Source organism: Micromonospora sp. WMMA1998 (assembly GCF_027497375.1).
GTDB lineage: Bacteria > Actinomycetota > Actinomycetes > Mycobacteriales > Micromonosporaceae > Micromonospora > Micromonospora sediminicola.
Genome location: NZ_CP114911.1, coordinates 3,551,600 through 3,573,780 on the forward strand (window position 1 = coordinate 3,551,600; position 22,181 = coordinate 3,573,780).

Below are 22,181 nucleotides of genomic sequence, written 5' to 3' on the forward strand. Positions count from 1 at the left end.
TCAGTCCGCGAGCCGGACCCGGACCCGGCGGTTGGCCCGTCCCTTGCTCTCCACCTTGACCACCTGGACCTTGCCGATCTGGGCGGTGGAGGCGACGTGGGTGCCGCCATCGGCCTGCACGTCCAGCCCGACGATGTCGACGATCCGCACCTCCTGCTCGTCCGGCGGGATCAGGTTGGACTGGGTGCGGATGATGTCCGGCAGGGCCAGCGCGTCGGCGCGGGGCAGGACCCGGACGGCGACCGAGCGGTCGGCGGCCACCTCGGCGTTGACCAGTTCCTCGATGCGGGTCTTGAAGTCGGGCGGCACCTCGGGGAGGTTGAAGTCCATTCTCGCCTCCCCAACATCCATATTTCCGCCGGTGACCAACGCGCCGAAGTCCCGGAACACCACGCCGCAGAGCACGTGCAGCCCGGAGTGGGTGCGCATCAGCATGGTCCGCCGGGCGTCCTCCACCGCGCCGGTCACCTCGGTGCCAACCGGCGGCAACGGGTCTCCTTCGGCCGGAACCAGCCACAGGTCGTCACCCTTGCGGGTGCCCACGATCCGGGTCTGCACGCCCTGCCAGAGCAGCACCCCGTGGTCCGGCGGCTGCCCGCCGCCGCCCGGGTAGAACGCGGACCGGTCCAGCACGACGCCCTGCTCGGGGTCGGCCGCCAGCACCCGGCACGTCCACTCGCGCAGCGTGGGGTCGGCGAGGTCGAGGCGGTGCGTACGGCCGTGATGAGTGACGCCCATGGCAGGCGACGTTACCCGTTGAGGAACGTCGAGATGCGCTCCCGCAGGTCGGCGCGTTCGGTCCAGGCGAAGCCGGGCCGGTCGTACACGTGCAGGGTGGCGTGGGGCAGCGCGGCGGCCAACTGCTCGGCGACGGCGGCCGGATGCACGTCGTCGCCCAGGCAACCGATGACCAGGGCCGGGGCGGTGACCGCGGCGAGCGCGCCGGCGTCGGTCAGCGGGGACTGCTCGGGCAGGCCGGCCAGCCCGGGCGCCAGCCCGTCGCGCAGCAGTTGGTCGAGCCGCTGCCGCAGGTAGGCCCAACCGGCCGGGGTGTTGCGCACCGACGGCGGCAGTTCCAGCGACACCACGTCGGCCAGCGCCGAGGCGTCGCCGTCGGCGACCGCGTCGAGCAGGCCGGTGAGCCGGGTGCGGGCCGCCTCCCCGCGCGGGGTGTCCAACACGGCGGGCAGGAAAAAGACGAGCTTCTCGAAGCGTTCCGGGCTCTCGACGAGCAACCGACAGAGCGCGCCGGCGCCGAGGCTGGCGCCGAACGCGCGGGTGGCCCCGCCGAGGTCGGCGACGGCCCGCAGGTCACGGGCCAGGTCGAGGTAGGTCCACGCCCCCGGCGGTGAGTCCGAGCGGCCGTGGCCGCGGAACTGGAAGAAGATCCGCCGCCCGGTGACGCCACTGCCGAACGGTCGGGTGGTGGCGATGCCGTTGCCCAGCCCGTGCGCGAACACGGTCACCGGGTCGCCGGCGCCGGTGACCAGGCGTTCCAGGCTCACGCCGTGCGGGGTGGCGACCAGCTCCGTCTCCGGCTCGGGCAGGGCGGGCCGCCCGGTGCGCGGCCCGCCGGGGCCGGGACCCCAGGTGCGGGGGCCGCCGTCCGGCGGTGGGGGCCAGCGGAAACCTCTCACCAGGACCCTCGGCCGTCGTGCAGGTCCCGCAGGCCGGGCCGTACGTCGAGCCAGTAGATGAGACCGGCCGCGATGCCGATCAGTCCGAAGAGGCTGATCGGGCCGAAGCCGAGCAGGGTCAGCAGCAGGCAGACCGCCAGGATGGCGACCCAACCGCCCTTGGGCAGGGTGCCGAGCGCGGCGAAGCCGTCGCCTCGCTGGGTGACCGCGTGCACCAGGGCCACGCCCTGGATGACCAGGGCGAAGACGAGCAGGATCAGCTCGATCACGGAGCGGACTTCGAACGCGAAGATCGGCGCGGCGTAGGCCATGCCGGCAAGCTTATGCCGAGACCCCGGAAACGTCCGACAGGACGCTGTCCGGGGTCTCGGTGGGGCCAGGGGTCACTCGGCGGTCGGGCGGGTCCGCTTCGTGGCCTTCGGCAGCTTCGCCGACGGCGTGGCCGGCTTGGCGGCGGAGGCCTTGGTGGCGGTCGCCTTGGTGGCGCGGGTCCGCTTGACGGCGGCCGGCTGGGCGGCCACCGCCTCGGCCACCTCGGCCGGGCTGGGCACCTCGGTCTTCGGCGCGGCGTCCGCCGTGGTGGCGGGGGCCGGCGTGGTCTCGGTCGCCTCGATGTCGGCGTTCACCGTGTCGGCGGCCTCCAGCACACCGGCGCCGACGACGCGCTCACCCCGGGCGACCAGCTCGGCGTACGCGGCCAGGGCCCGCTCCTGCGCGGCGTACGCGCCGGCGACCACGGCGGCGGCGTTGCGGGTGGCGGCCTCGCGGAGCTTGTCCAGGTTGGCCGCCTCGCGGAGCTGGTCCAGGTCGGCGGAGCCGGCCCGTTCGCGCAGCCCGGTGGCGGTCAGGTTGGCGGTCTTGAGCGTGTCGGTCGCCTTCTGGCGCAGCTCGACGCCGGTCACGACGGCCTTGCCACCGAGGTCGGCGACGACCCGGGTGCCGAGGCCGCTGACCACGGTGGGCAGCTTGCGCAGCTGCTCGATGGCCAGCTCGCCGGCGCCGGCGGCGGCGTAGAGGGGGGCGGGGATGCGGTTGGTCTTCGGCTGGGTCATGACTGCTCCTCTTCGGCCGCGGCGGCGGCCTTCCGGGCCGCCCGGCGGGCGGTCGTGCGCTCGTTGGCGGCGGTGGTCGGGGCGGGCGCGGGGCCCGCTTCGGTGACGGCGACCGACTCGAGGACCGCCTCGGTCGGGGTGCCCTCCGGCGTGACGGGGCCGGTCGCGGCCGGCGCGACGGTGGCCGGGGCCTCCGGGGCGGCCGCCGGCTCGGCGGGTTCCGCCGCCCGGTCGGCGCCGGTCGCCTCGGCCAGGCGCGCGTTCTCGCGGCGGAACGTCTCGTAGATCTGGGTGAGCGACTGCTTCTGGGCCATGGTCAGCTCAGGGTCGACGGCGATCGCCGCGAGCACGCCCTGCCCCTCCTTGTCGTCCAGCAGCCCGGCCCGCAGGTACATGGCCGGCGTGGAGACCCGCAGCGCGCTGGCGAGCTGCTGGAGCACCTCGGCGCTCGGCTTGCGCAGCCCGCGCTCGATCTGGCTCAGGTAGGGATTGCTGACGCCGGCCTGCTCGGCGAGCTGACGCAGCGAGATCTTCGCGTTGCGTCGCAGGTCGCGAATGAACCCGCCGACATCGGGAAGGTCCTTGCTGGTGGCCATGACTCCACGCTAACCCGGCCTGCTAGCTGCTGCAAGCAAAACGCTAGCCAGAGTTAGCGAAGTCACCCGGGGGCTGTTGCGGTCCCGGTGTCCGGTCCGTACCGTTCCCTCGTGACCAAGATCGAAGTCTACGGCGCCGAGATCGCGTACGACGAGGCCGGCAGCGGCAGCGTCGTCGTCCTGGTGCACGCCGGCATCGCGGACCGGCGGATGTGGCGCGGCCAGGTGCCGGCGCTGGCCGCCCGGCACCGGGTGATCGCCCTGGACCTGCGCGGCTACGGCGAGTCGACGCTGCCGACCACCCCGTTCGCCCACCACGACGACCTGGTCGGCCTGCTGGACGCGCTGGGCGTCGAGCGCGCCGCGCTGGTCGGATGCTCGTTCGGCGGCCGGGTCGCGGTGGACACCGCGCTGGCCCACCCGGAGCGGGTGAGCGCGTTGGCCCTCTTCGGCGCCCCGGTATCCGGCAACGAGTGGTCCGAGGAGACCGAGCGGCTCTGGGAGGACCTGGTCGGCGACGTGGACCCGGAGGACTTCGCCGCCACCGCCGCTGGCGAGGTGCGGTTCTGGGTGGTCGGCCCGACCCGCGAGCCGGCCGACGTCGACCCCGAGCTGATCCGGTTCGCCGAGGAGATGGACCGTCGGGCGCTCGCCGCCGAGCAGGCGCTCAGCGCGATCGAGGTGGAGGAGCTGGACCCGCCGGCCGTCGACCGTCTGGGCGAGCTGCGCATGCCCGTGCTGACCGCGGCCGGGGCGGACGATCTGGCGGACATCCGCCGACTGGCCGACCGCATCGCCGACGAGGCCCCGCACGGCACGCGTCTCCCCGACGTCCCCGACGCCGCCCACCTGCTCCCCCTGGAGCGCCCCGCCCCCGTCAACGAGGCGCTGCTGTCCTTCCTTCCCTGACCCCCGGCGGGGTCACCAGAGGGGGCGGACGGCGCCGACCGGGAGGCCGCCGCCGAGCAGGGGGATCTCGGTGTACTCGGTCAGGATCGGCGCCTCGACGTCCAGGCGATGCAGCGCCGAGGTCAGGACCGGCATGCGGGGGCGGGACGCGCCATCGTCGATCTTCAGGGCGACCGCGCCGACGCCCGGGACCGCCGCCGCGATGACACCCTCCGCGCCCACCTTGGCCAGCAACCCGGGTACGCCGCGCATCAGCCGGGTGTCGTCCGCCTGGGTGCCGCCGACCAGCTCCGGGTACGCCCGCATCGCGTCCGCCACGGTCCGCTCCACCGTGCCCGGCTCGGCGGTGACCAGCCGCAGGAAGGCCCGCGCCAGCCCGGTCAGCGAGACGGCGAGCACCGGCGCGCCGCAGCCGTCCACCCCGACCGCCGCCGCCCGCTCCCCGGTGAACTCCTCCACGGTCGCGGTCAGGCGCCGCTGGAGCGGGTGCTCCGGCCGCCAGTAGCCGTCCAGCGGCCACCCGGCGGCCAGGCAGGTGAGCAGCATGCCGCTGTGCTTGCCGGAGCAGTTCATCGACACCCGCGCCGGCCCGCCGCCGGCACGCAGCACCGCCTCCCGGGCGGCCTCGCCGACCGGCAGTTCCGGCGGGCAGTGCAACGCCTCCTCGGTCAGGTCGGCGCGGCGCAGCAGGGCGGCGACCCGTTCGAGGTGGAACTCCTCCCCGGCGTGGCTCGCGGCGACCAGCGCCACGTCGGCCGGGTCGGTCAGCGGCAGCCCGGCCCGGAGCATGCCGACCGCCTGCATCGGCTTGTTCGACGACCGGGGAAAGATCGGCGAGGTGACGTCACCAGCGCCGGCGACCGGCGCGCCGGCGCCGTCGAGCACCACCACGGAGCCACGGTGGACGCCCTCCACGAAACCGGACCGGACCACCTCGGCGAGCGGCACGCCGCCCTCGTACGTCTTTCCCACGAGATGGACGGTACCGACGGGGCGGACCCGTCCGACACGGGGGTGAGCTGCGGCGTCAGCCTCGGGCGTACAAGGGCGGGTGCTCGTGTGCCACTTACACGCCGAGCAGCGTTCGGGCCTCGGCGGTGGTCAGCGGCGGGCGCTGGGCGAGCTGGGCGAAACCGACGGCGCGCGCGACGAGCTGCATGTTGGACTCCACCGGCCGGCCCTTGGCGTACGTGACCGTGTCCTCCATGCCGACCCGGAGGTGGCCGCCGGTCGACAGCGAGGCGAGCATCACCGGGATGGTGCTGCGCCCGATGCCGGTGGCCGAGAACGTGGTGCCCTCGGGCAGATCGCGCAGCATCTGCTGGGCCGCCACCAGGGTGGCGGTGGTGCCCGGCATGCCGCCCGGCACACCCATGACGAAGTCCACGTGCACGTGTCCGCCGTGCGGCAGGCCGTACTTGCCGAGCAGTCGCTGCAACGCGGTGAGATGACCGAGGTCGAAGATCTCGTACTCGGGGACGACGCCCCGCTCCTGCATCCGGGTGTGCAGGTCGACGATGAACTCCCAGCGGTTGAGGAAGACGTCGTCGCCGAAGTTGACGGTGCCCATGGTGCAGGAGGCCATGTCCGGCCCGGCGTCGAGCACGGCGAGGCGGGCGGCCTCCGGGTCGGTCACCGCGCCGCCGGAGGAGAGCTGCACGATCAGGTCGGTGTTCTCCCGCAGCGCCGCCACGGTGGCCCGCAGCCGGCCCTGGTCGAGCGTGGGCCGCGCCTCGTCGTCGCGGATGTGGACGTGGATCACGGCCGCGCCGAGCGCCTCGCACTCCTTGGCGGTCAGCACCAGCTCGTCGAGCGTCACCGGCAGCGCCGGCACCTCCGCCTTGGCCGACTCCGCGCCGGTGGGGGCAACCGTGATCAACGTCCCTGTCGTCATGCCCGGATCCTAGACTGCCCGCCGACCGCAAATCTTCCCGCGTGCGGCGTGTTAAGCAGGTGCCCTTCCTATGCACGAGGCGTTAAAAGGGGGCCCTTCCTTACACCGCGTCGATCGCGGCGGCGCTCTCGCCCACCATCAGACGGGCGTCGTCGGGCGTGTTGCGCTTCACCACGGCGAGCGCGATCTGGCCCAACTCGAAGTGGTGCACCGCGGTGCCGACGAAGCCGACGGTCCGCCCGTCGACCGTCACCGGCGTACCGGCGACCGGCGGCTGGTCACTGGCCACGCCGTCCAGGTGCAGCAGCACGAGCCGGCGGGGCGGCCGGCCCAGGTTGTGCACCCGGGCCACCGTCTCCTGCCCCCGGTAGCAACCCTTGTCCAGGTGCACCGCCGGGGCGATCAGGTCGACCTCGGCGGGGATGGTGCGGTGGTCGGTGTCCACGCCGGCCCGCGCCCGCCGGGCGGCCACCCGGATCGCCTCGTACGCCCACAACCCGGCCACCGGCACGCCGGCGCCCCGCAACTCGGCCACCACCTGCGCCATGGCCGGCCGGGGTACCAGCAGGTCGACGCCGAGCGCCACCCGGCGGGCCCACCCGCCCACCGGCAGCGGCTTCACGTCGTACACCACGGAGGGCCGCGCGGGCAGCTCGCCGGAGCGGAACTTCGGACCCGGCACCCCGATCACGTCGGGGGCGGCCAGCCCGGTGACGCCCAGCGTGTCGAGGGCGTCGGTGGTCTCCGGGCCGACCAGCGAGAGCAACGCGTGGTCGGCGGTGGCGTCGCGGGGGTCGACCTTGCTGAAGAACCGCATCCGCTCCAGGTAGGACAGGAGTCCGCCGGTCGTCCCCGGCTCGGTGTCCAGCCAGGTGGTCTCGCCGTCGTCGGCGACCAGCGCGTGCTGCTCGACGTGCCCGTGCGGCGAGAGCACCAGCAGCTCGGTGCCCTGCCAGGGGGCCAGCGCGGCCAGGTGCTGGCTGGTCAGCGTGTGCAGCCAGCCGATCCGCTCCTCGCCCGGCACGGCGATCACGCCCCGGTGCGAGCGGTCCACCAGCCCGACGCCGGTGGCCAGCACACGCTGCTCGCGCATCGGGTCGCCGTAGTGGGCGGCCACCGGCCCGACCCCGGCCGCCCGGTGGGCCGGCTCGGGCTGGTCCCGGGTCGCCTCGTCGATGGCGTCGGCGGCCACCGCGCCCGCGATGTCGATCATTTGTTGTCCCCGTCCTGTCCGCACCGACCGCAGACCCCGAAGAGCGCGACGTGCCCGATGTCGACCTGGAACCCGCGCTGCCCGGCCAACTGGTCGGCGAGCGGTCGGAGCATGTCCGGGGAGATCTCGTCGATCGCCCCGCACTCCCGGCACACCAGGTGCACGTGCTGGTGCTCGCCGGCCGCGTGATAGGTCGGCGAGCCGTGCGAGAGGTGGGTGTGCGTGACCAGGCCGAGCCGTTCCAGCAGTTCCAGCGTGCGGTAGATGGTGGTGATGTTGACCCCGGCCGCCACCTCCCGGACCGCCGTGTGCACCTGCTCCGGGGTGGCGTGCCCCAGATCGAGGACGGCCTGGAGGATCAGCTGCCGCTGCGCCGTCAGCCGCAGCCCGCGCGAGCGGAGCATTTCCGCGAGGGAGGATTCGGACACCGTCCGATCATAGTTCGGCCGCCGCGTCGGTCCCGGTCGCCGCGACGTACGCCACTACGCTGCGCCCGTGGAGACGACACGGGTGGCGGTGCCCGGCCGGGGGCTGGTGCCGGCCGGCGAGCCGGTGCTGCGCGGCGACGACCGGGGCGTCCTGCACGGCGACGGCCTGTTCGAGACGCTGCACCTGCGCGACGGCCGGCCCTGGCTGCGCGACGCCCACCTGGACCGGCTGCGCGCCGGGGCGGCGGCGATCGACCTGCCGCTGCCCCCGGTCGCGGTGCTGGTGGAGTTGCTGGACGCGGTGTGCGCCGGCTGGCCCGCGCGGACCGAGGGCGCGCTCCGGCTGGTCTGTACCCGGGGGCCGGAGGGCGGCGGGCCGCCCACGGTGTACGCCACGCTCGGCGAGGTGCCCGCGTCCGCCCGGCGGGCCCGCCGGGACGGGGTGACGGTGGCCACGCTGCCGCTCGGGGTGGCCGCGCGCTCCCGCCCGGAGCTGGGGTGGCTGCCGAGCGGCGTGAAGTCCACCTCGTACGCGCTCAGCACCGCCGCCCGGCGATGGGCGCGGCGGACCGGCGTGGACGACGTGCTCTGGCTCTCGACCGACGGCTACGTGCTGGAGGGGCCCACCGCCAACGTGGTGTGGCTGCGCGGCGGCCGTCTCCTCACGGTGCCGGCGGCCGACACCGGGGTGCTGCCCGGCGTGACCGCCCACCACCTGCTGGGCCGGGCGGCCGAGCTGGGCCTGGGGGCCGGCGAGCACCTGCCCACGGTGGCCGACCTGCGCGACGCCGAGGCGATCTGGCTGACCAGCTCCCTGCGCGGCCTCGCGGAGGTCCGCACCCTGGACGGCACCCCGCGCCCCCGCTCCCCGCTGACCCCTCGCCTGCTCACCCTCCTGGGCTTCCCCCAGCCCGCCGACGCGCGGTGATCAAGGAGTTCGCGTCAGCGGAAAGATCGACTCCGACGCGAACTCCTTGATCGACGCAGACCGGGGGTCAGCCGGCCACCCGGGTGAGGCGGGCGGAGAGGTGCGGGCTGAGGGGCTGGCCCACGGCGGCCATCTCCTGGGCGTAGAGCAGGGCGCCCTCGACGATGCCGAAGAGGCGGGCGCCGGCGGTGACCTCCTTCGCCGTGGCCGTGCGGACGACCGCGTCGGTGGCGAACTCGATCTGGGTGCCCTTGCGCTTGCCGATGTGCAGCTCCATCACGCCGGTCGGCGTGGTCATCAACGCCTCCAGCTCGTCGGTGACCCGGTCGCCGTCCATCACCGGACGCCACCAGCCCACCTCGCGACCGGCCGGGCGGACCGGACGGCTCTGCTCGTCCAGGATCCAGGCCCGCGACTCGTAGAACAGGAACGGCCGGCCGTCGTGGCTGATCCGGATCTCCTGCGCGAAGTCGAAGTCCTCGATCGTCGGGAACCCGCCCCGGCCCCGCCCGCGCCACACCCCGACGTACGGCAGCAGCCCGTCCAGGCTCCGGTGCAGCTTCGGGCCGACACGCAGGTCGTGGCTCTCCTCGTACGGGTACGGGTCGACCGGCGGCGCGTTCAGCCACGGCGGCTGAAGCGGATTCTCACTCACAGATTCACCACTTACCTCTTGCGATACGCACAGCGACATAGACCAGGCCACCGGCGAGCGCGCCCAGGCCGGCGACCAGCAGGCTGACGAACCCGATCTCGGTAACCATCCGGGCCATCCTATGCTGGGTGCCATGGCGCGCACTCTCGTCGTCAAGGCCACCGCGGGCGCGGACGCCCCGGAACGCTGTGCCCAGGCGTTCACCGTCGCCGCCACCGCCGCCGCGGCGGGGGTGGAGGTGTCGCTCTGGCTCACCGGCGAGTCGACCTGGTTCGCGCTGCCCGGGCGGGCCGAGTCGTTCGAGCTGCCGCACTCCGCGCCGCTGGGTGAGCTGCTGCACGTCATCCTGACCACCGGTCGGGTGACGGCCTGCACCCAGTGCGCCGCCCGCCGCGACATCGGCACGGACGACGTGATCCCCGGCGTGCGGATCGCGGGCGCGGCGGTCTTCGTCGAGGAAGCCATGACCGAGGGCGCGCAGGCCCTCGTCTACTGAGCAACCCGCCCGGGTTGTCCATTCTGCCCTGAGAGCCGATCCCGTCCCGACATGTCCGTAGGCTGCCTACCATTCGGATGTGAGTGAGGCGACCGAGCGGTTCTTCGCGTCGTTGCCGGCGCGGGCCGCGTCCGTCCTGCGCAGCCCCGTGGCCGGGACGCTCCAGATCGACCTCGCGGACGGCAACCGCACCGAACACTGGTACGTGACGCTGGCGCCGGGCACGGCCCGGGTGAGCCAGGAGGAGGAGCGACCGGCGGACGGCGTGCTGACCCTTTCCACCGAGTTGTTCGAGAAGCTGGTCACGGGCCGGGAGGCGGGCATGGCGGCGGTGCTGCGCAACGAGGCCACCTTCAGCGGCAAGGTGGCGCTGTTCCTGCTGTTCCGCCGCTTCCTGCCCGACCGGCCCGGGGTGCGGGACCCGCGGGAGACCGCCCGAGAACACGTCCGGCGGTCGGTGTGAAGGAACGGGTCAGCATCCTCGACGGCAACACGTTCCTGGTCAGCGACGGGCGCGGCAACATCGAGCCGTCGTACGACTTCCCCACCGGGCTGTTCTCCTTCGACACCCGGTTCATCTCCACCTGGATCCTGTCGCTCGACGGCCAGCTGCTGCACGCGCTCTCGATCGACGACTCGGTGTCCTACAAGACCCGGTTCTTCATGGTGCCCGGCGAGCCGACGCACTACCTGGACGCGAAGGTCTCGGTGATCCGCAGCCGAGCGATCGGCGGCAGCTTCGACGAGGAACTGACCCTGCTCAACCACTCCGAGCAGGAGAAGGAGTTCCGCCTGCGACTGGAGATCGGGTCGGACTTCGCCGACCTCTTCGAGATCAAGCACCAGCGGGAGAAGAAGGGCAGCACCACGCCGACCGTCGAGGAGAACGCGCTCCGGCTCACCTACCGGCGCGAGGCGTTCCACCGCGAGGCCCGGGTGACCAGCACCGCCCCGGCCGAGGTCGACGCGAACGGGATGACGTTCCGGATCCGGGTGCCGGCACACGGCGAATGGACCACCCGGCTGCACGTCGCCACCGTGATCTACGGGGCCCGCGGCGAGGACATCCGGGCGACCCTGCCGCTGGGCGGGCACCGCTCGGCGTCGGAGATCCACGCCGAGCAGAACGCGCTCATCGAACGCGCCCCGAAGCTGGGCTGCGACTGCGAGCCGCTGGCCGGGGCGTACCGGCGCAGCCTGAACGACCTGGCCGCCCTCCGGTACGAGTCGATCACGCTCGGGGTCCGGCTGGTCGCCGCCGGCCTGCCCTGGTTCATGACCCTGTTCGGGCGGGACAGCATGTTCACCTCACTCCAGGTGCTGCCGTTCCTTCCCGAACTGGTCCAGCCGACCATCCTCATGCTGGCGGGACTCCAGGGCAGCCGGATCGACGACTTCCGGGACGAGGAGCCCGGCAAGATCCTGCACGAGCTGCGGTACGGCGAGACCGCCGGCTTCGAGGAGCAGCCGCACTCGCCGTACTACGGCGCGGCCGACACCAGCGCGCTGTTCGTGATCCTGCTCGACGAGTACGAGCGCTGGACCGGCGACGCGAAGCTGGTCCACCAGCTGGAGTACGAGACCCGGGCGGCGCTGACCTGGCTCGACACGTACGGGGACCTGCTCGGCACGGGCTACGTCTGGTACATGAGCCGCAACCCGGAGACCGGGCTGCCGAACCAGTGCTGGAAGGACTCGCCGGACTCCATCTCCTACGCCGACGGCCGGATGCCGGACTTCCCCCGCGCCACCTGTGAACTCCAGGGGTACGCGTACGACGCCAAGCTGCGCGGCGCCCGGCTGGCCCGCGCCCACTGGAACGACCCGGCGTACGCCGACCGGCTGGAGCGGGAGGCGGCGGCGCTCAAGGAGCGGTTCAACCGCGACTTCTGGATCCCGGAGCGGGAGTACTACGCGTTGGCCCTGGACCCGCAGGGGCGGCACGTGGACGCGCTCACCTCGAACATCGGCCACCTGCTGTGGAGCGGCATCGTCGACGAGTCCCGGGCGCCGGCGATCGCCGCGCACCTGCTCGGACCGCGGCTCTTCTCCGGCTGGGGGGTACGGACGCTCGCCGACGACCAGGGCCGGTACAACCCGATCGGCTACCACGTCGGCACCGTGTGGCCGTTCGACAACTCGATCATCGCCTGGGGCCTGTGGAAGTACGGTTTCCGGAAGGAGGCCGGCCGGATCTGCGAGTCGATGCTGAGCGCGTCCCGCTACTTCGACGGGCGGCTGCCGGAGGCGTTCGCCGGCTACGAGCGCGGCCTCACCGACTATCCGGTCGAGTACCCGACCGCGTGCAGCCCGCAGGCCTGGTCCGCCGGCACGCCGCTGCTGCTGCTCCGGGTGATGCTGGGGCTGGAGCCGCAGGGCGAGCACCTGATCATCGATCCGGCCGTGCCCCCGGGCATGGGCCGGGTCGAACTGCTCGACATCCCCGGCCGGTGGGGCCGGGTGGACGCCCTCGGCCGCAGCCGCACCGAACACGACCAGCACCGGGGCCACCGGCACTGAGCGGGGTCAGCCGGGGCAGGACGTGGTGACCGCGACCCGGACCCGCTCGTCGACCCGCTCGGCCAGCACCGCCGGGTCACCCGCCCGGGCGTACCGGTCGGCGGAGTCCACCACCGGCGCGGCGCCGGCACCGAACGCGGGGGCCAGCGGCTGGTCGGCCCCCGCGGCGGCCTCGGCACGGGCGGTCCGCGTGGTCCCGCCACCCGGGCAGGGCGCGGCCAGCACCTGGACCGGCCCGGTGGCGCCGCCCCAGCGGGCCAGCGCGCGGGCCAGCGCGGCGGACTCGACGGCGGCGTCGGCGGCGGGAGCGCGGTAGCCCGCACCGACCGGCCGGCAGCCGGTGGCGGTCGTCAGCAGCACCCGGCCCGGCCCACCGGACCGGCCCTCGACCGCGACGAACTCCCCGGCGTCGGCGCGCAGCAGCGGCTCGCCGTCGAGCGTCGAGACACCGGCGCGCCACTGCGCCGGCAGCCGGTCGGCCACCCGACGCAACACCTCCCGGACGTCGACGTCGCCGGTCGCCACCTCGATGCCACGTTCCAGGGACGCGCCGTCGTCCAGCGGCGTCACCCGGCAGCCCTGGTCGAGCCGGTCAGGCAGGAGCGCCGGGACGCCGTCCGCCCCGATCGCGGCGGTCAGCACACCGACCGACCGGTCCACCACCGGGCCGGCCTGGTCCAGCGAGCGCTGCTCCTTGACCGTCGGCGGGTCGTTGCGCACCGACCACCAGGTCAGCCCGGCGAGCAGCACGGCCCACGCCACCGTGGCGGCCACCAGCCAGCGCAGCCGACGCCGGCCGGCGGCGGGCCGGTCGGGAGGGGTGGGCGGGGCGTATCCCGCCTGGACGGCACTCACCGGGCCATGGTGCCACGTGCGGGCGACCCGGCCGCCCGCGCCTCGGCACCCCCGATCCCCGGAACGGCTCGTGGCCCGTCACCCCGGTGGGGTGACGGGCCACGGTCAGAGCGTGGGTCAGGCGGCGACCGCGACGGTCACCTCGTTGATCCCCCGGGCCGCGGTCACGGCGGTGTCGCCGTTGCCGTGGCGGGAGAGCGCCCGCAGGGTCCACGAGCCCGGCGCGGCGAAGAACCGGAACTGGCCGGCCGCCGAGGTCACCACCTCGGCGGTGAACTCGCCGGTCGAGTCGAGCAACCGGACGTACGCGCCCGGCACGACCTCGCCGGACTCGGCCAGCACCCGGCCGGTGATGACGGTTTCCTTCTCCAGGTCCAGGCTGGCCGGGAGGGGGGCGGCCTGGTCCGGCGCGGCGCAACCGGCGGCGGTGGGAGCGGTCGGAGCGGTCATGTCAGGCCTCCCCGGGGGTGTCGCCGAGCGCCACCGGCACGCCGACCAGCGAGCCGTACTCGGTCCAGGAACCGTCGTAGTTCTTCACGTTGCGGTGCCCGAGCAGCTCCTGGAGCACGAACCAGGTGTGCGAGGAGCGCTCGCCGATGCGGCAGTAGGCGATCGTCTCCTTGCCGTCGTCCAGCCCGGCGTCGGCGTAGATCCTGCGCAGCTCGTCGTCGGACTTGAACGTGCCGTCCTCGTTCGCCGCCTTGGACCACGGCACGCTGATCGCGGTCGGCACGTGACCGGCCCGCTGCGCCTGCTCCTGCGGGAGGTGGGCCGGGGCGAGCAGCCGGCCGGCGTACTCGTCGGGGCTGCGCACGTCGACCAGGTTCTTGGTGCCGATGGCGTCGACCACCTCGTCGCGGAACGCGCGGATCGAGGTGTCCGGCTCCTGGGCCACGTACTGCGTCCTCGGCCGCTCGACCGCGTCGGTGACCAGCGGACGGGCATCCAGCTCCCACTTCTTGCGGCCGCCGTCGAGCAGCTTGACGTCGCGGTGGCCGTAGAGCTTGAAGTACCAGTACGCGTACGCGGCGAACCAGTTGTTGTTGCCGCCGTAGAGGACGACGACGTCGTCGTTGGCGATGCCCCGCTCGGAGAGCAGCGCCTCGAACTGGGACCGGTTGACGAAGTCCCGACGGATCGGGTCCTGCAGGTCGGTCCGCCAGTCGAGCTTGATCGCGCCGGCGATGTGGCCGGTGTCGTAGGCCGAGGTGTCCTCGTCGACCTCGACGAAGACGACGCCCGGGGCGTCGAGGTTCTTCTCGGCCCACTCGGCCGAGACGAGTGCGGTGTCGCGACTCATCAGATCACTCCCTGGTGAGGATGGGTGGTGAGCCTGCGCGCGGGGATCGAGGTCGGTAGGTGTCGCACCACGCGCGGGACCCAGAGCTAGGAACGGATCACGGGTACGTGCGACGGCGCCGCTGCCGGGCGTTCAGGGGGTGTTGCGGACCCTTGGTGCCGATGGTCGCTAGGCGACCGGGGACAGCCCCGCCGTCAGATGACGGGGCGACACAGGCAGGTGGCCACGCGGCACAGGTCGACCGCGCGCCGTTTGGTGAGGTGGGTCCCCATGGGGAGGGAGACTACCAGCCGACCCGGCCGTGGGGCACCGGGCCGACCAGCATCCGGGACGTCAGCGGGCGGAGTTGATCGGCACGTTCTTCGCGTCCGCGTCCACGGTCAGGCCCTCCGGCGTCGGCTGGACCTTGCGGACGTTGAGCTGGAACGGCAGTTCCGGCAGCGGCACGTCGATCGAGATGCCCTTGGCGTAGTTGGCCAGCAGGCTCCGCGCCAGCGGCACGTTCGGCAGCCCCTCGGCGGCGAGGTCGTTGAAGCGCAGCGCCACCTTGCCGTCGACCACTGTGACGTCGGCGGTGCCGTTGACGGTCAGCTTGACGCCGAGGATGTCCACCGGGGCGGTGACGGCGAGCTTGCCGTCGCGCTCGCCCAGCGTCAGCCCGGGCCGGTCCAGCAGCTTCGCCAGGCTGTCGTAGGTGACCGTGCCCCGGCCGACGACGCTCTCCGCCACCACGTCGCCCTGGCCGGAGCGGAGCGTGTCCAGCGAGGCGGTCACGTTGCGGGCGTCCACGTCCAGCCGCGGCACGCTGACCGCGTCACCCTGGACGTTGCCCTGCACGTCGGTCAGCTGGATCGAGATGCGTTCGTACTTCCCGGCGAGAACCTGGTTCAGGAACGGGAAGCCGCCCACCTCGACCTGGGGCGCGGCGGACTGCGCGTCCTGCTTCGCCACCTCCTGGCGCACCTGGTCGGCGATCGCCCGCTCGGCCACGCCGGCGGCCACCCGGTCGGCGACGACCAGCAGCCCGGCCAGCACGAGCAGCAGGACGACGAATCCGATGAGCACCTTCCGGCCCCGCCGGCGGGGCCGGCCCTCCGCCGGGTACGCCTCTGCCACGCCGCCTCCAGTCCTCGCCGCCGTCACCGCGCCTCGCGGCGCAACCGTACTTACCCGAGCCGAATCCTCCCCAACCGCGGGGTCAGAGGAAGAGCACGCACATCGCGTACGCGGCCGGCGCGGCGAGCGCGAAGCCGCCCAGCGGCCCCTGCATGTGCCGGGCCACCCACATGGTCGGCGGCTCGCCGGCCATCAGCCGGCCCGCCTCGGCGTAGCCCACCGCGAGGTCGGCCAGCACGGCGGTGGCCGCGGCGACCACGCCGACGAGGGCGGCGCTGGTCGGGGTGAATCCGACCAGGTAGCTGCCGAGTACGGCGCTGGTCAGGGTGCCGAGCATGGCGCCCGCCACCACACCGGCCGCGCCGCGGGGCACCTGCGGGGCGAGCCGGGGCCACGGGGCGATGGCGTCGGTCAACCGGGCCACCAGCAGGGCCACCCCGGCGGCGGTGAGGCAGAGCGTGATCGCCTGGGTGCCCTTGGGGATCCGGCTGAGCACGATCAACGTGCCGAAGGCGACCACGCCGACCACGATGAGCAGGGTGCCGCCCAGCGACTCGGTGACCCGGGCCCGGTCGACCCGGCGGACGAGCTGACCCAGCACGCCGAGCAGCAGTCCGGCGGCGGCCGCGTAGCCGAGCGGGGCCAGGCCGGCGACGTCCGACCGGACGGCGGCGACGTCCGCGATGGCCGCCGCGCCGACGCTGACCAGCGCGACGACCAGGAGCGCGGGCGGGCGCATGGCCATCGTCCAGGCGAGCACGAAGAGCAGCTGGACGCCGAAGATGATGATCGCGAAGGGCAGCCGGTGCCCGGGACCGGAGGTCTGCGCCCCGAGGACCAGCCCCACGCCGAGCAGCGCGGCGAAGCCCGCCACGGTCAGCGCCAGTTGCCGGCGGAACTCCACCGGCGGGACCTCATCCTCGGGGGCCTCGCCGGGCTCGTCGTCGGGACGCCGGCCGGGGCCGCCCTTGCGGAGCCGGCGCGGGCCCTTCCGCTCCCGCCGTTCACCCTCCTCCTCGGCGGGCCCGCTACGCGGGGCGGGCGGGTGGCCACGGGCGGGGCCGGACGGCCCGGGCGGCGGGTCGTCGACCCACGGTTCACGACCGCTGTCGCGCGAGGTGGAGGGAAACACGCCCCGATCGTGCCAGACCCGGGCGGCTCGGCGGAGGTCACGGTTTCGGCAACGTTAAAACCTGCGCCGCGATCGAGGGCAGAAGGGGCAAACGGGAAAGGACGCGAAGGTGACGGCCGGACGATCGGTTACGCTCAACCCGTTACCCCGCCCGTCAGCGACGCCGGGACCCACGCAAGTTCACAGCGCCGCCCCACACCCGGGCGTGCCGCTGGTCGCGTGCGGCCGAAGGGCCGCCGGGACGGAGGTGATCGTGGAGCTCCTGCTGCTCGTGACCGCGCGGGCGGGTGAGCCGTCGGCGGTGTTGCCGGCGCTCGACCTGCTGCCGCACTCGGTCCGCACCGCACCCCGCGACGTCCGCACGCTGGTCTCCGGCCCGACCCCGGACGCCGTCCTGGTGGACGCCCGCTCGGAGCTGAGCGAGGCGCGGGCCACCTGCCGGATGCTCCACGCCACCGGGCTGGGCGTGCCGCTGGTCGCGGTGGTCACCGAGGCCGGCCTGATCGCGCTGAACGCCGACTGGGGCGTGGACGACGTGATCCTCGCCGCGGCCGGCCCGGCCGAGGTGGAGGCCCGGCTGCGGCTCGCGGTCGGCCGGTTGAGCAACGCCACCGCCGGCGCCGGCGGCTCGATCCGGGCCGGTGAGCTGAACATCGACCCGGACACCTACGCCGCGAAGCTGAAGGGCCGCCCGCTCGACCTCACCTACAAGGAGTTCGAGCTGTTGAAGTTCCTCGCCCAGCACCCGGGGCGGGTCTTCACCCGGGACCAGTTGCTCCGCGAGGTCTGGGGCTACGACTACTTCGGCGGCACGCGCACGGTGGACGTGCACGTCCGGCGCCTGCGCGCCAAGCTCGGCTCCGAGTACGAGTCGATGATCGGCACGGTCCGGCAGGTCGGTTACAAGTTCGTGGTGCCGCCGTCGCGTTCGCTGCCCGAGTCGGAGCCGGCCCCGGTTCCGGTCTGATCCGTTCCCCCGGCCGGGGACCAGTTCCGCCGAATGCCCTTTTTGCCCCATCAGTCAGTCATATCCTGACTGCCGGATTTGCCGGGTAGAGGGGGCGACGGTGCGCGCGGTGACCACGGGGGCGACGAACGGCCGGTACCACTGATGTCGGGCGCGACCGTGCGCGCGACCGGCATCGTGACCGTGGTGCTGGCCGGCCTGCTGGCCTCGGCCTACGTGCTGGGCCGCAGCCTGGTGCCGGAGCAGCACCCGACGACCACCGGCGTGGCCGCTTCCACCGCCGGGCCGCACTACGCCGACCAACCGCCGAGCACCGAGTTCCCCGCGGCGCCGGCGCCGGGCCGAGCGCTCCCCGACACCTCACCGGACGTCGACCCGAGCGCCCCGGATGGCGGTGACGACGGCCCCGGCCCGTTCGGCGCCCAGACCGCCACCGGTTCCGCGCGCGTCGCGTTGACGTTCGACGACGGCCCCGACCCCCGGTGGACCCCACAGGTGCTCGCCCTGCTCAGCCAGTACGGGGTGAAGGCCACCTTCTGTGTCGTCGGCGAGAACGTGGAGAGCCACCCGGACCTGGTCCGGTCGATCGTGGCCGAGGGGCACACCATCTGCAACCACTCCTGGCGGCACGACGTCAACCTGGGCAAGCGGTCGCCCGAGGTGATCCGCGCCGACCTGCTGCGCACCAACGACGCGATCCTGACCGCCGCGCCCGACGCGCACATCGCGTACTACCGCCAGCCGGGCGGCGCCTGGACCGCTCCGGTGGTGTCGATCTGCGCGGAGCTGGGGCTCACCCCGCTGCACTGGAACGTCGACCCGTCGGACTGGAAGGCGCCGGGCGCGACCACCATCGAGACGACCGTTCGCACGCAGACCGGCCCCGGCGCGATCGTGCTCATGCACGACGCCGGCGGCGACCGTTCCGGCACCGTGGCCGCGTTGCAGCGCCTACTACCCGAACTGCTGGCCCGGTTCGAGCTGGAACCGCTGCCCGTCAACGCCCCGTGACGAGGGCCACCGCCACCCGCCCGGAGCCGACGCGAACGGCGGCCCGCGGGCCGCTACCGTGACACGGATGAGCAGCACCGAGCCGACGGGCGACGCAGGGTGGGGCACGGCCGGGGTCGCCCCGGCGGACCGGCTGACGCCGGACGAGGTCACCGAGGTGCTGGCGCTGGCCCGCGCCGCCAGCGACGCCGACGGCGCCGACCCGCTCGACGAACACGTGCTGCTGCGGCTGCGCGACTCGGCGGCCCCGGCCGTGCACCTCACCGCCCGGACCCCCGACGGCGCCCTGACCGGCTACGCGCACCTCGACACCACCGCCCCGGCCGACGGCGTCGGCGTGGAGCTGGTCGTGCACCCCGCGCACCGGCGCCGGGGCACCGGCCGGGCGCTGGCCCGGGCGGTGCTGGCCGCCGCCACCGGGCCGGTGCGCGCCTGGGCGCACGGCGACCACCCGTCGGCCGCCGCGCTCGCGGTCGATCTGGGTCTCGCCCGGGCCCGGGTGCTGTGGCAGCTGCGCCGGCCGCTGACCGCCGCGCTGCCCGAGCCGAGCCCGCCCGAGGGGGTGGAGCTGCGCGCGTTCCGCCCGGGCGAGGACGACGAGGCCTGGCTGGCGGTCAACAACGCCGCCTTCGCCCAGCACCCCGAGCAGGGCCGGTGGACGCTGGACGACCTCCGCGTACGCCTCGGCGAGTCGTGGTTCGACCCGGCCGGCTTCCTGCTCGCGGTCGAGTCCGGCACCGGCCGGCTGCTCGGTTTCCACTGGACCAAGGTGCACGAGCGGCCCGGGTCGGCCCCGATCGGCGAGGTCTACGTGCTCGGCGTCGACCCGTCCGCGCACCGGGGCGGGCTCGGCCGGGTGCTCACCGCCGCCGGCCTGGCCTACCTGCGCGACCGGCGAGGGCTGGACCGGGTGATGCTCTACGTCGACGAGAGCAACACCGGCGCTGTCGCGCTCTACGAGCGGACCGGCTTCGCCCGCTGGTGCGGACACGTCAACTACCAGACGGTCTGACGATGCGCGGCAGCCGCCGGGGCGCTCTCGCCGGGCTGCTGTCCGTGCTGTCCGCGCTCACCGCGTGCGGTCCGGCGCCGACCCGGGAGCCGGCCCCCGGCGTCGAGTGCGCCCGGGGCACCCTGAACGGGCAGGGCTCCTCCGCCCAGGCGAACGCCGTTCAGGTGTGGTCGACGGCCTTCCAGGAGGCCTGCCCCGGGACCACGATCAACTACGAACCGTCCGGCTCCGGGGCGGGAATCACGTCCTTCATCGGCGGGGTCGCCGACTTCGCGGGGACCGACTCCGCGCTGTCCCCGGACGAGTTGGAGCAGGCCCGCACCCGGTGCGTGGGCGCCGCCCCGCTCGTGCTGCCGATGGCGGTCGGACCGGTGGCGGTGACCTACCACCTGCCCGGCAACCCTCCGCTCCGGCTCACCCCCGCCACGGTGGCCGCGATCTTCTCCGGGGCGGTGCGGCGGTGGGACGACCCGGCGATCCGGGCGGACAATCCCGGCACCGCCCTGCCGTCGATCGGGATCACCCCGGTGCACCGCGCCGACTCGTCCGGCACCACCGAAGCCTTCACCACGTTCCTCGCCGAGACCGCCTCCGGGCGCTGGCCGTACGGAGCGAGCCGGAAGTGGCCGCTGCCGGGAGGTGTCGGTGTGTCCGGGTCCAAACGGGTGCCGGACGCGGTGGAGGAGAAGCAGGGCAGGATCGGCTACCTCGAGCTGTCGTACCTGCGCGGCAGGGATCTGCCCGCCGCGGCCGTGCGCAACGGCGCCGGTGAGTTCGTCGCTCCCAGCCCGCGGGCCGCCGTCAAGAGCGTCGGCACGCTCGGGCCCGATCTGCGGCTCTCGGTGGAACGGGCCACCCGGGCACCCGGGGCGTACCCGCTGGCCCTGGTCACCTACGAGGTGGTCTGCGAGCGAGGGCTGGCGGTCGACAAGGCTCCGCTCGCCCGGGCGTTCTTCCGCTACACGATCAGCAGTCAGGGTCAGGGCGCAGCGGGCGACCTCGGGTACGCCCCGCTGCCCGAGCCGGTGCGGCGGCGGGTGCGGACAGCCGTCGACCGCGTCTCCTGAGATCGGACACTCGCGGCGGCGGGGGCATCACAGTGGTGTCACGGCCCGGTAGCGGCCAGGTCACGCGTCGCCGGACAAAAAATGATAAGAGGGACTTGCCCCCGGCAGTTCATGTAATAGACAACACACTTACAGCTTCCCGTCGGCGAGCGGATCGGGCTTGTTCACCCCTCGTTCACTTCTGACCGGCGATCCGTCCACCTGGCCCTCCTAACTTTCACGTCAGCCGGTCAGCGCCGGCCCCCCGGTACCCCGGGCGACCTGACCAAAGACGTGAAGGGAAACCCCTCCAGTGAAGCTCCAGCGGCACGGCGCCATCGCCTGTCTCGCTCTTACCGCGGTTCTCGGTCTCAGCGCCTGCGGCTCGGACAACAACGAGCCGGCCGCCGGTGCCACCGGTTCCGCCGCCGCGGCGGACTGCGCCACCGGCACGCTGAACGCGCAGGGCTCCTCCGCGCAGAAGAACGCCATGGCCGAGTGGATCAAGGCCTACCAGCAGAAGTGCTCCGGCACCACGATCAACTACGAGCCGAGCGGCTCGGGCGCCGGCATCCAGGCGTTCATCGCCGGCACGGCCGACTTCGCCGGTTCCGACTCCGCCCTGAAGCCGGAGGAGCAGCCGCAGGCCGACGCCAAGTGCGCCGGCGGCCAGGCCCTCAACCTGCCGATGGTGATCGGCCCGGTCGCGGTCGTCTACAACGTCAGCGGCGCGGACAACCTCCAGTTCAGCCCGGCCACCCTGGCGAAGATCTTCGCCGGCAAGGTCACCAAGTGGGACGACGCGGCGATCAAGGCCGACAACCCGGACGCCAAGCTCCCGTCGACCGCGATCCAGGCGGTGCACCGCTCTGACGAGTCGGGCACCACCGACAACTTCACCAAGTACCTGTCCAAGACCGCCGAGGCGGACTGGACCCTGGGCAACTCCAAGGCGTGGAAGGCCCCGGGCGGCGTCGGCGCGGCCAAGTCCGACGGCGTGGCCAGCAAGGTCAAGAGCACCGACGGCACCATCAGCTACGTCGAGTGGTCGTACGCCGAGAACTCCGGCCTGAAGATGGCCAAGGTCAAGAACGGCGCCGGCGAGTTCGTCGAGCTGACCGGTGACTCGGCCGGCAAGACCATCGCCGGGGCCAAGTTCGAGGGCCAGGGCAACGACCTCAAGATGTCGATCGACTACAACACCAAGGAGGCCGGGGCCTACCCGATCGTCCTGGCGACCTACGAGATCGTCTGCAGCAAGGGCCTCGCCGCCGACAAGCTGCCCCTGGTCAAGGGCCTGCTCGGCCACGCGGCCAGCGCCGAGGGCCAGCAGGAGCTGGTCGAGCTGGGCTACGCCCCGCTGCCCGAGACCGTCCGCACCAAGGTCGAGGCCGCGGTCAAGAGCCTCTCCTGA

The 22,181-nt window shown here is 73.6% G+C and carries 27 protein-coding genes; 10 read left to right on the forward strand and 17 right to left on the reverse strand.

Annotated features, from left to right (window positions below; translation table 11 throughout):
• From O7600_RS15955 to O7600_RS15975, 5 genes are all read right to left on the reverse strand, one after another.
• Positions 1-738: an alanyl-tRNA editing protein gene (locus O7600_RS15955; protein WP_099163521.1), complete on the reverse strand. Its 738-nt coding sequence runs from the start codon at positions 736-738 to the stop codon at positions 1-3.
• 11 nt (positions 739-749) lie between these two features.
• Positions 750-1,637 carry an alpha/beta hydrolase gene (locus O7600_RS15960; protein WP_281588172.1) on the reverse strand — a complete coding sequence of 296 codons (888 nt, stop codon included), beginning with the start codon at positions 1,635-1,637 and terminating at the stop codon, positions 750-752.
• Entirely contained in the window at positions 1,634-1,948 is a 315-nt protein-coding gene (locus O7600_RS15965; protein WP_091569207.1) for a DUF2516 family protein, read from the reverse strand. The genes O7600_RS15960 and O7600_RS15965 overlap by 4 nt, the downstream gene beginning before the upstream one ends.
• 72 nt (positions 1,949-2,020) lie before the next feature.
• The gene (locus tag O7600_RS15970; RefSeq protein WP_099163519.1) at positions 2,021-2,689 is read right to left on the reverse strand and encodes a hypothetical protein; all 669 of its coding nucleotides are present in this window, start codon (positions 2,687-2,689) and stop codon (positions 2,021-2,023) included.
• Positions 2,686-3,285, reverse strand: coding sequence for a helix-turn-helix transcriptional regulator (locus O7600_RS15975; protein WP_099163518.1), 600 nt, complete (start codon positions 3,283-3,285; stop codon positions 2,686-2,688). The genes O7600_RS15970 and O7600_RS15975 overlap by 4 nt, the downstream gene beginning before the upstream one ends.
• Positions 3,286-3,396: 111 nt before the next feature.
• Between O7600_RS15975 and O7600_RS15980 the strand changes: the two genes are divergently transcribed.
• Positions 3,397-4,194, forward strand: a complete 798-nt coding sequence (locus O7600_RS15980; protein WP_281588202.1) for an alpha/beta hydrolase — start codon at positions 3,397-3,399, stop codon at positions 4,192-4,194.
• Positions 4,195-4,206: 12 nt separating this feature from the next.
• Here O7600_RS15980 and O7600_RS15985 read toward each other — a convergent pair whose 3' ends face one another.
• From O7600_RS15985 to O7600_RS16000, 4 genes are all read right to left on the reverse strand, one after another.
• Positions 4,207-5,166 (reverse strand): asparaginase, encoded by a 960-nt coding sequence (locus O7600_RS15985; protein ID WP_281588204.1) that lies wholly within the window; start codon positions 5,164-5,166, stop codon positions 4,207-4,209.
• A 94-nt stretch (positions 5,167-5,260) separates the two neighbouring features.
• Positions 5,261-6,088, reverse strand: coding sequence for a 3-keto-5-aminohexanoate cleavage protein (locus O7600_RS15990; RefSeq protein ID WP_099163516.1), 828 nt, complete (start codon positions 6,086-6,088; stop codon positions 5,261-5,263).
• Positions 6,089-6,188: 100 nt separating this feature from the next.
• The gene (locus tag O7600_RS15995; protein ID WP_281588207.1) at positions 6,189-7,301 is read right to left on the reverse strand and encodes a folate-binding protein; all 1,113 of its coding nucleotides are present in this window, start codon (positions 7,299-7,301) and stop codon (positions 6,189-6,191) included.
• The gene (locus O7600_RS16000; RefSeq protein WP_281594173.1) at positions 7,298-7,705 is read right to left on the reverse strand and encodes a Fur family transcriptional regulator; all 408 of its coding nucleotides are present in this window, start codon (positions 7,703-7,705) and stop codon (positions 7,298-7,300) included. Before O7600_RS16000 ends, O7600_RS15995 begins: the two co-directional genes overlap by 4 nt.
• Before the next feature lie 91 nt (positions 7,706-7,796).
• On the opposite strand from O7600_RS16000, the gene O7600_RS16005 reads away from it, so the two are divergent.
• The gene (locus tag O7600_RS16005) at positions 7,797-8,657 is read left to right on the forward strand and encodes an aminotransferase class IV (RefSeq protein WP_281588209.1); all 861 of its coding nucleotides are present in this window, start codon (positions 7,797-7,799) and stop codon (positions 8,655-8,657) included.
• A 67-nt stretch (positions 8,658-8,724) separates the two neighbouring features.
• Here O7600_RS16005 and O7600_RS16010 read toward each other — a convergent pair whose 3' ends face one another.
• Complete coding sequence (locus tag O7600_RS16010; RefSeq protein WP_091569182.1) at positions 8,725-9,351, reverse strand: FABP family protein; 627 nt, start codon at positions 9,349-9,351, stop codon at positions 8,725-8,727.
• Positions 9,317-9,421 carry a small membrane protein MtfM gene (gene mtfM, locus O7600_RS16015; RefSeq protein WP_013288813.1) on the reverse strand — a complete coding sequence of 35 codons (105 nt, stop codon included), beginning with the start codon at positions 9,419-9,421 and terminating at the stop codon, positions 9,317-9,319. Before mtfM ends, O7600_RS16010 begins: the two co-directional genes overlap by 35 nt.
• Positions 9,422-9,433: 12 nt before the next feature.
• Between mtfM and O7600_RS16020 the strand changes: the two genes are divergently transcribed.
• From O7600_RS16020 to O7600_RS16030, 3 genes are all read left to right on the forward strand, one after another.
• Positions 9,434-9,808, forward strand: coding sequence for a DsrE family protein (locus tag O7600_RS16020; RefSeq protein ID WP_091569179.1), 375 nt, complete (start codon positions 9,434-9,436; stop codon positions 9,806-9,808).
• Positions 9,809-9,887: 79 nt separating this feature from the next.
• Positions 9,888-10,271: an SCP2 sterol-binding domain-containing protein gene (locus tag O7600_RS16025; protein WP_281588213.1), complete on the forward strand. Its 384-nt coding sequence runs from the start codon at positions 9,888-9,890 to the stop codon at positions 10,269-10,271.
• Positions 10,268-12,328 (forward strand): glycogen debranching N-terminal domain-containing protein, encoded by a 2,061-nt coding sequence (locus O7600_RS16030; RefSeq protein WP_281588215.1) that lies wholly within the window; start codon positions 10,268-10,270, stop codon positions 12,326-12,328. Before O7600_RS16025 ends, O7600_RS16030 begins: the two co-directional genes overlap by 4 nt.
• Before the next feature lie 6 nt (positions 12,329-12,334).
• Here O7600_RS16030 and O7600_RS16035 read toward each other — a convergent pair whose 3' ends face one another.
• The 6 genes from O7600_RS16035 to O7600_RS16055 form a co-directional block, all read right to left on the reverse strand.
• Positions 12,335-13,183 carry a hypothetical protein gene (locus tag O7600_RS16035; RefSeq protein ID WP_281588216.1) on the reverse strand — a complete coding sequence of 283 codons (849 nt, stop codon included), beginning with the start codon at positions 13,181-13,183 and terminating at the stop codon, positions 12,335-12,337.
• 117 nt (positions 13,184-13,300) lie between these two features.
• Entirely contained in the window at positions 13,301-13,633 is a 333-nt protein-coding gene (locus O7600_RS16040) for a DUF1416 domain-containing protein (RefSeq protein ID WP_091569169.1), read from the reverse strand.
• 1 nt (position 13,634) lies between these two features.
• Positions 13,635-14,483 (reverse strand): sulfurtransferase, encoded by an 849-nt coding sequence (locus tag O7600_RS16045; RefSeq protein WP_281588219.1) that lies wholly within the window; start codon positions 14,481-14,483, stop codon positions 13,635-13,637.
• A 194-nt stretch (positions 14,484-14,677) separates the two neighbouring features.
• Positions 14,678-14,755 (reverse strand): Ms5788A family Cys-rich leader peptide, encoded by a 78-nt coding sequence (locus O7600_RS30135; RefSeq protein ID WP_310503780.1) that lies wholly within the window; start codon positions 14,753-14,755, stop codon positions 14,678-14,680.
• A 61-nt stretch (positions 14,756-14,816) separates the two neighbouring features.
• Complete coding sequence (locus tag O7600_RS16050; RefSeq protein WP_281588221.1) at positions 14,817-15,599, reverse strand: DUF2993 domain-containing protein; 783 nt, start codon at positions 15,597-15,599, stop codon at positions 14,817-14,819.
• A gap of 82 nt (positions 15,600-15,681) precedes the next feature.
• Positions 15,682-16,731, reverse strand: a complete 1,050-nt coding sequence (locus O7600_RS16055) for a hypothetical protein (RefSeq protein ID WP_281588223.1) — start codon at positions 16,729-16,731, stop codon at positions 15,682-15,684.
• Positions 16,732-16,978: 247 nt separating this feature from the next.
• Here O7600_RS16055 and O7600_RS16060 point away from each other — a divergent pair, with 247 nt between their 5' ends.
• From O7600_RS16060 to pstS (O7600_RS16080), 5 genes are all read left to right on the forward strand, one after another.
• Positions 16,979-17,698, forward strand: a complete 720-nt coding sequence (locus O7600_RS16060) for a response regulator transcription factor (RefSeq protein ID WP_281588225.1) — start codon at positions 16,979-16,981, stop codon at positions 17,696-17,698.
• 144 nt (positions 17,699-17,842) lie between these two features.
• Positions 17,843-18,709: a polysaccharide deacetylase family protein gene (locus tag O7600_RS16065; RefSeq protein WP_281588227.1), complete on the forward strand. Its 867-nt coding sequence runs from the start codon at positions 17,843-17,845 to the stop codon at positions 18,707-18,709.
• Positions 18,710-18,776: 67 nt separating this feature from the next.
• Positions 18,777-19,721 (forward strand): mycothiol synthase, encoded by a 945-nt coding sequence (mshD, locus tag O7600_RS16070; RefSeq protein WP_281588229.1) that lies wholly within the window; start codon positions 18,777-18,779, stop codon positions 19,719-19,721.
• A 2-nt stretch (positions 19,722-19,723) separates the two neighbouring features.
• Entirely contained in the window at positions 19,724-20,788 is a 1,065-nt protein-coding gene (pstS, locus tag O7600_RS16075; protein WP_281588231.1) for a phosphate ABC transporter substrate-binding protein PstS, read from the forward strand.
• A gap of 292 nt (positions 20,789-21,080) precedes the next feature.
• Positions 21,081-22,181: a phosphate ABC transporter substrate-binding protein PstS gene (gene pstS / locus O7600_RS16080; protein WP_091569153.1), complete on the forward strand. Its 1,101-nt coding sequence runs from the start codon at positions 21,081-21,083 to the stop codon at positions 22,179-22,181.